This is a genomic window from Vibrio sp. V42_P2S4T144, from assembly GCF_009904715.1.
In the GTDB taxonomy this organism is placed as follows: Bacteria; Pseudomonadota; Gammaproteobacteria; order Enterobacterales; family Vibrionaceae; genus Vibrio; species Vibrio alginolyticus.
Window position 1 is genome coordinate 1 of the sequence record NZ_WXWS01000585.1, and the last position, 6,152, is coordinate 6,152.

At 46.8% G+C, this 6,152-nt stretch carries 6 protein-coding genes and 1 riboswitch; of the genes, 1 reads left to right on the forward strand and 5 read right to left on the reverse strand.

What is annotated here, in order from left to right:
• Positions 1-37: 37 nt before the first annotated feature.
• Positions 38-1,093, forward strand: coding sequence for a glycerophosphodiester phosphodiesterase (glpQ, locus tag CAG68_RS19275; protein ID WP_025768218.1), 1,056 nt, complete (start codon positions 38-40; stop codon positions 1,091-1,093).
• Positions 1,094-1,174: 81 nt separating this feature from the next.
• Here the strand turns inward: glpQ and dapD are convergent, their stop codons facing one another.
• From dapD to CAG68_RS19300, 5 genes are all read right to left on the reverse strand, one after another.
• A complete protein-coding gene (dapD, locus tag CAG68_RS19280; RefSeq protein WP_086047014.1) occupies positions 1,175-2,206 on the reverse strand; it encodes a 2,3,4,5-tetrahydropyridine-2,6-dicarboxylate N-succinyltransferase in 1,032 nt (343 codons plus the stop codon).
• 324 nt (positions 2,207-2,530) lie between these two features.
• Positions 2,531-3,514 (reverse strand): GGGtGRT protein, encoded by a 984-nt coding sequence (locus tag CAG68_RS19285; protein WP_161441529.1) that lies wholly within the window; start codon positions 3,512-3,514, stop codon positions 2,531-2,533.
• 23 nt (positions 3,515-3,537) lie between these two features.
• Positions 3,538-4,230, reverse strand: a complete 693-nt coding sequence (locus tag CAG68_RS19290; protein WP_005450903.1) for an iron-sulfur cluster assembly scaffold protein — start codon at positions 4,228-4,230, stop codon at positions 3,538-3,540.
• Between the two features lie 259 nt (positions 4,231-4,489).
• Positions 4,490-4,565: riboswitch (Fluoride riboswitch) on the reverse strand.
• A 156-nt stretch (positions 4,566-4,721) separates the two neighbouring features.
• Positions 4,722-5,021: a YebG family protein gene (locus CAG68_RS19295; RefSeq protein ID WP_005380208.1), complete on the reverse strand. Its 300-nt coding sequence runs from the start codon at positions 5,019-5,021 to the stop codon at positions 4,722-4,724.
• Positions 5,022-5,149: 128 nt separating this feature from the next.
• A complete protein-coding gene (locus tag CAG68_RS19300) occupies positions 5,150-6,076 on the reverse strand; it encodes a LysR substrate-binding domain-containing protein (protein ID WP_161441530.1) in 927 nt (308 codons plus the stop codon).
• Between the last annotated feature and the right edge of the window lie 76 nt (positions 6,077-6,152).

Genomic DNA, 6,152 nt, shown 5'->3' on the forward strand with positions numbered 1-6,152 from the left:
TGGAATACTGCCTCTTCGCTTTATCAAGGAAATAACAATGAAAACAAAGTCAGTATGTCTTACTTTTTTAGCACTTAGCCTCTCTGCTGGTGCGATTGCGAAGCCGCTTGTCATTGCGCACCGTGGCGCATCGGGCTACTTGCCTGAGCACACGCTAGAAGCCAAAGCACTTGCTTACGCAATGAAACCTGACTACATAGAGCAAGATGTGGTAATGACGAAAGATGACCAGTTGGTCGTGTTGCATGACCATTATCTCGATCGCGTAACGGATGTTGCGGAGCGTTTTCCTGATCGTGCACGTAAAGATGGTCGTTATTATGCGATTGATTTCACTCTGGCGGAAATCAAATCCTTGCGAGTAACTGAAGGCTTTAATATCGATGACAAAGGCAACAAAGTAGCGGGCTATCCAACCCGATTCCCTATGTGGAAATCTGATTTCACCGTGCCGACGTTTGCTGAAGAGATTGAGCTGATCCAAGGCTTAAACAAAACGCTGGGTTATGACATCGGTATTTACCCAGAAATTAAAGCGCCTTGGTTCCATCGTCATGAAGGTAAGGACATTTCTAAAGCAGTACTTAAAGTCTTGAAGCAGTACGGTTACGGCTCTCAAGACGACAAAGTCTACCTTCAGTGTTTTGATGCGAATGAACTTCAACGCATCAACAGTGAACTCATGCCTGCAATGGACATGGACTTAAAGCTCGTTCAGCTTATGGCTTACACGGACTGGAACGAAACTATGGTGTACAAAGGCGACAAGGCAACACCATACAGTTATGACTGGATGTTCGAAGCCGACGGAATGAAGAAAGTAGCGAGTTACGCGGAAGGAATTGGACCTTGGAAGCCGATGCTGGTGGATGATAAGTCAACCAAAGACAATATCATCATCAAGCCGTTGATGAAGGCTGCAAAAGACGCTGGCTTGCAAGTGCATCCATACACGTTCCGCGCCGATCCAGGACGCATTCCAGCGTACACTGACAGCTTTGAAGGCATGATGGATGTGTACTACAACCAAGTAAAAGTGGATGGTTTGTTTACTGATTTCCCAGATAAAGCGGTCAGCTTTTTAAATCAGTAATCACGCATTTTGCTGTAAGCTAAAAAATCCCCCAACAGTTTCCTGCTGGGGGATTTTTCGTAGGGCTAATTCACGAATGAATTAGTTGTTTTTATGCAGTTCGCTGTTCAGTTCAACCGCGCTCTTGTTAGCAAGACACTCGATTTGACCTGTTACAGAGTTACGACGGAACAGTAGGTCAGAAACACCTGCAAGATCGCGTGCTTTCACTACTTCTACTTCTTGGCCAGCAGAATCTAGCATGCGTACTTTAGAACCAGCAGTTACGTATAGACCTGATTCGATAGTACAACGGTCACCCATTGGGAAACCAAGACCTGCGTTCGCGCCTAGTAGCGAGTTTTCACCGATAGAAACCACAACTTTACCGCCGCCAGATAGCGTACCCATGATAGATGCGCCGCCGCCGATGTCAGAGCCGTTACCAACCACTACGCCAGCAGAGATACGACCTTCAACCATGCTCACGCCAGTTGTACCTGCGTTGAAGTTGATGAAGCCTTCGTGCATTACCGTTGTGCCTTCGCCAACGTGTGCGCCAAGACGTACGCGAGAAGTGTCAGCGATACGAACGCCAGTTGGTACCACGTAGTCCACCATTTTAGGGAACTTGTCTACGCAATCTACGCTTAGTGCACGACCCGCTAGGCGAGCTTCGATTTGACGCTCTGCTAGTTCAGGTAGATCGATTGGACCTTCGTTAGTCCATGCGATGTTGTGTAGTAGACCGAAGATGCCGTCTAGTACCGTGCCGTGCGGTTGAACTAGGCGGTTAGAGATAAGTTGAAGTTTTAGGAAGCCTTCAGCAACGCTTTGTGGCTGCTCGTCAGTTGCAAGGACAACCAGTACAAGTGGTTGTGCTGATTCTGCTGCTTTTGCTGCGAAAGATGCGTTTGCCGCATCGCCGTTTGCTTCAAATGCTGCTGCCAGTTCTGCGCTTTGTGCTGCAGAGATCTCGATAGCTTGGTTGCCTTGCTCGTAACCTGCTACTGCTGCTAGTGCGTTAACAAGCGCTTCGCTTGGGTTAAGAACTGGGTTTGGGAAAAACGCTTCGATGATTTTGCCGTCGCGGTTTTTAGTTGCCGTACCAAAGGCTAGAGAGAAGAAAGCCATAGTTGATCTCCATGTGTTGAGTCTTGTGTCTCGTCTGTTCACTGACAAGAAATAATTAAGTTGTCAGTCATCATAAAGAGAGTGTTGGGGAGTTTAAAGAGGGGAAATGGAGAAAGTCCGTAGATGGATACCTTTTGTCTTTTTAGAGATATGTTTGTCTGATGAGAAATGTGTCGCAAAAGCCTTACCAGACCGATTTTGGGCAGAGACACAGTGAAGTTGTAGAAGGGGGCATCGCAAAAAATAAGGGGAGGACCGAAGTCACTCCCCCTACACTGGGTTTGTTGGATTTACTGGCTTTGGATAGTAAAGCGACAAATCGACTTAGAGGCTAAGTTCACCGACGGCTACTGCAAGTGCAACCGTTGCACCTACCATTGGATTATTGCCCATACCGATGAAGCCCATCATCGCTACGTGTGCAGGTACTGAAGAGCTACCCGCGAATTGTGCATCGGCGTGCATGCGACCCATAGTGTCTGTCATGCCGTAAGAGGCAGGGCCTGCCGCCACGTTATCTGGGTGTAGAGTACGACCAGTACCACCGCCTGATGCCACAGAGAAGTAAGGCATGCCTTCACGGTTACGCTCTGCTTTGTAGATACCGGCAACTGGGTGCTGGAAGCGAGTCGGGTTAGTCGAGTTACCAGTGATGCTCACATCCACTTGTTCTTTATGCATAATAGCCACGCCTTCACGTACATCGTCTGCACCGTAGCAAAGGATCTCACCACGTGGACCTTGGGAGAAACGGCGACGTTCTACTTCCACTAACTCACCAGTTTGGTAGTTGTATTGAGTGCGTACGTAAGTGAAACCATTGATGCGTGAGATGAGGTAAGCGGCGTCTTTACCTAAACCATTCAGGATCACTTTCAACGGATTTTTGCGTGATTTGTTCACGTTTAGTGCGATTTTGATTGCGCCTTCTGCCGCTGCGAATGACTCGTGACCGGCAAGGAAAGCGAAACAGCCGCTTTCTTCATTCAATAGACGAGCCGCCAATGCACCGTGACCGATACCCACTTGGCGTTGCTCTGCCACGCTGCCGGGTTTAGTGCACGCCTGAAGACCTTCACCGATGATGTTTGCTGCTTCTTCTGCTGTTTTTGCTCCGCGGAAAATCGCCAAAGCGGTGCCCAGTTTGTAGGCATCTGCCGCGCTTTCAAACGCGATAGGTTGAGTGTCCATCACTAGTGCTTTAGGGTCGATACCACGATCCATACAGCATTGGTAAGCCGCTTCCAGAGAAGAAAGTTGCATTTCGTCTAATGTGCGACGTACAGATTCAGTAATTGGAGTGTTCATAATCTCTTTCCTCTTGGTGGCAATTATTGTTGGCGTGGGTTAATGGTCGTTACGGCTTCGTCAAAACGACCGTAAGTGCCCGTTGCTTTTTCTGCTGCTTCTGCTGCAGATACGCCTTCGTTGATGGCTTTCATCATCTTGCCTAGGTTGAGATATTGGTAACCAATCACTTCTTTGTTTTCGTCTAGCGCGAGTTTTGTTACGTAGCCTTCAGCCAGCTCCATGTAACGCACGCCTTTTGCTTTAGTTGAGTAGCTAGTACCCACTTGGCTGCGTTGAGTTTGACCAAGGTCTTCCAGTGCCGCACCAATTTCCAAGCCGCCTTCAGAGAAAGCAGATTGAGTGCGACCGTAAACAAATTGAAGGAAGATTTCGCGCATCGCGACGTTGATAGCATCACATACCAAATCGGTATTCAGTGCTTCAAGAATAGTTTTGCCTGTTAGGATTTCTGCGGCCATCGCTGCGGATTGAGTCATGCCAGAACAGCCGATCGTCTCGATCAAAGCTTCTTCGATGATGCCGTTTTTAACGTTGAGAGTCAGTTTTGCTGCACCTTGTTGAGGAGCACAAGCACCAACGCCGTGGCTAAGACCAGAAATCGCGATAACGTCTTTTGGATTGATCATTGCGCCTTCGACAGGGATCGGTGCAGATGCATGAAGATCGCCGCGTTGAATCGGGCACATTGATTGGATTTCGTGTGAGTATTGCATAGTGTTTTCCCAGTGTACGATATCCAGCCTATTTGTCAGACTCAACGGCGTTGACTGCTCTTATTCGCTCCATCAAATAGAAAACTATGTTCAGGAGGTTCATGCGTTTGTTGCCTTGTTGAGTTAACAACTATTTTGGATATCTTTTTAATTTTTGAGAAAACAGGAGCGGGGTTGGAGAAGAGTTGAATTGCTCACTACAGAACTCTCGCTTTCACAACATAAGCGAAAGCACTTCCAACAGGGCTGACCTGTTTTCGTTTCTGTAGGAGTCATTAGCTTTAACAGCGGTTCGAATCTTTCGATTCCGGTGGTACCCCATCACCGAACCCATTTAGACTAGATCTAAGTCACACTAATCTGCAACATGAAATTTAGAGCAATTTGGGATATTAAATCGGTTCTTTATATTCTCAGAGATATATGGAGATAAACGGAAGGAATAAAAAAACGCCGCATAATGCGACGTTTTTTCTAAACAAATGAGAGGCTTATGCAGCGTCTTCTTGCTCGCTATCTTCTTCAACAGCTTCAAGCTTCTTTGCTTTTTTTGGTGCAGGTTTACGTTTTGCACCAAGAGCGTAAAGCACTTCTTCTTTGTTTTGCGCAAGGAACATTGCAAGATCTTCTTGCTTACCTTCGTCTTCTAGAAGTTCACTTTTACCCAGCAGTGAGAATAACTCGTCTGCCATATCCAGCATTTTGTCGTATGCGTCAGCTTCCGCTTTAGAGGTAAAAGTCATTTTCTCTTCTCCATTGCGTTCTACCACGTACTTGACGATTACAGCCATGGTTGGTCCCCTAATTTGGTGTATTGATACTGGCTTTTTATACAGTTTTTGACCAATCAAGTCTAGCGACAAGCCTCAGAATGAGAGACACGTACAACTAACTGACTAGCATTTAAACTATCTTGGTTTCACTTTGCGGATTTGTCCGCCAAAGGAAGGTTTGTTGGTCGCTCCCAATCTTGGCAAAATTCGATAAACGTTCTGAGCAATGGGCTTTGATATTTCTCTTTATGAACCAGTAACCAGAAGCGACGTTTCATATCTAAAGGCATGTCGAGCAGTTTTACGCGGCCGTCACGAATAGCAGGTTCTGCAGACAAACGTGACAAACAGCCCAAGCCTAACCCTGCCGATACTGAGTTGATCAACGCTTCGGTGGTATTGAGCTGAAAAGCTTCATGCCAATGTTCCAAGCGCGGCGCGACAACGCGCATAAAAAATTCGCGTGAACCAGATCCTGCCTCTCGCAATATCCATTCACTGTTTTCTAGCTCGGTTAAGTTTACTGGCCCTTCGTGCGCGGCTGGGGAATTGGGCGCGCAAATCACGCACATTTCATCTTCGCTAAACTGGGTAGACTGCAATTCAGGGTGAAGTGTTTTGCCTTCAATGAGGGCTATGTCTAACTCGTAATCGGTCAGCATGTCGCAGATTTGTGCGGAGTTAGAAATGAACAGACTTTGAGAACGATGGTTCGTTTGCTGACGAAATTCGCTAAGCAAATAGGGCGCGACTTGGTTGCCAATGGTGTCGCTGGCACCAATGCGAAGTTGGCCCGATAGCGCTTGGTCACCATCGAAAATGCTCTCGATGTCCTTGGCTCGGTTGAGTAATTCATCCGCCAGTGGCAGTAGTTTTTGACCTTCTTGGTTCAAAATCAGTCGGTTATTAACACGATCAAATAAGTGATGGCCGATCTGCTTTTCTAATTCTGAGAGTGCCATGCTCACTGCGGCTTTCGATAAAAAGAGACTATCAGAAGCCGCTGTGAGCGTTTTGTGCTGCGTGATCGTCGTAAACACTTTCAGTTGTTTAAGAGAAATGTGACTTGAGATACCCCACCGTTAAGTAATTCTGAACGTTTGTTTTAAATAATTAGATATATCGGAACGAAGTGCAAGCGTATTATAC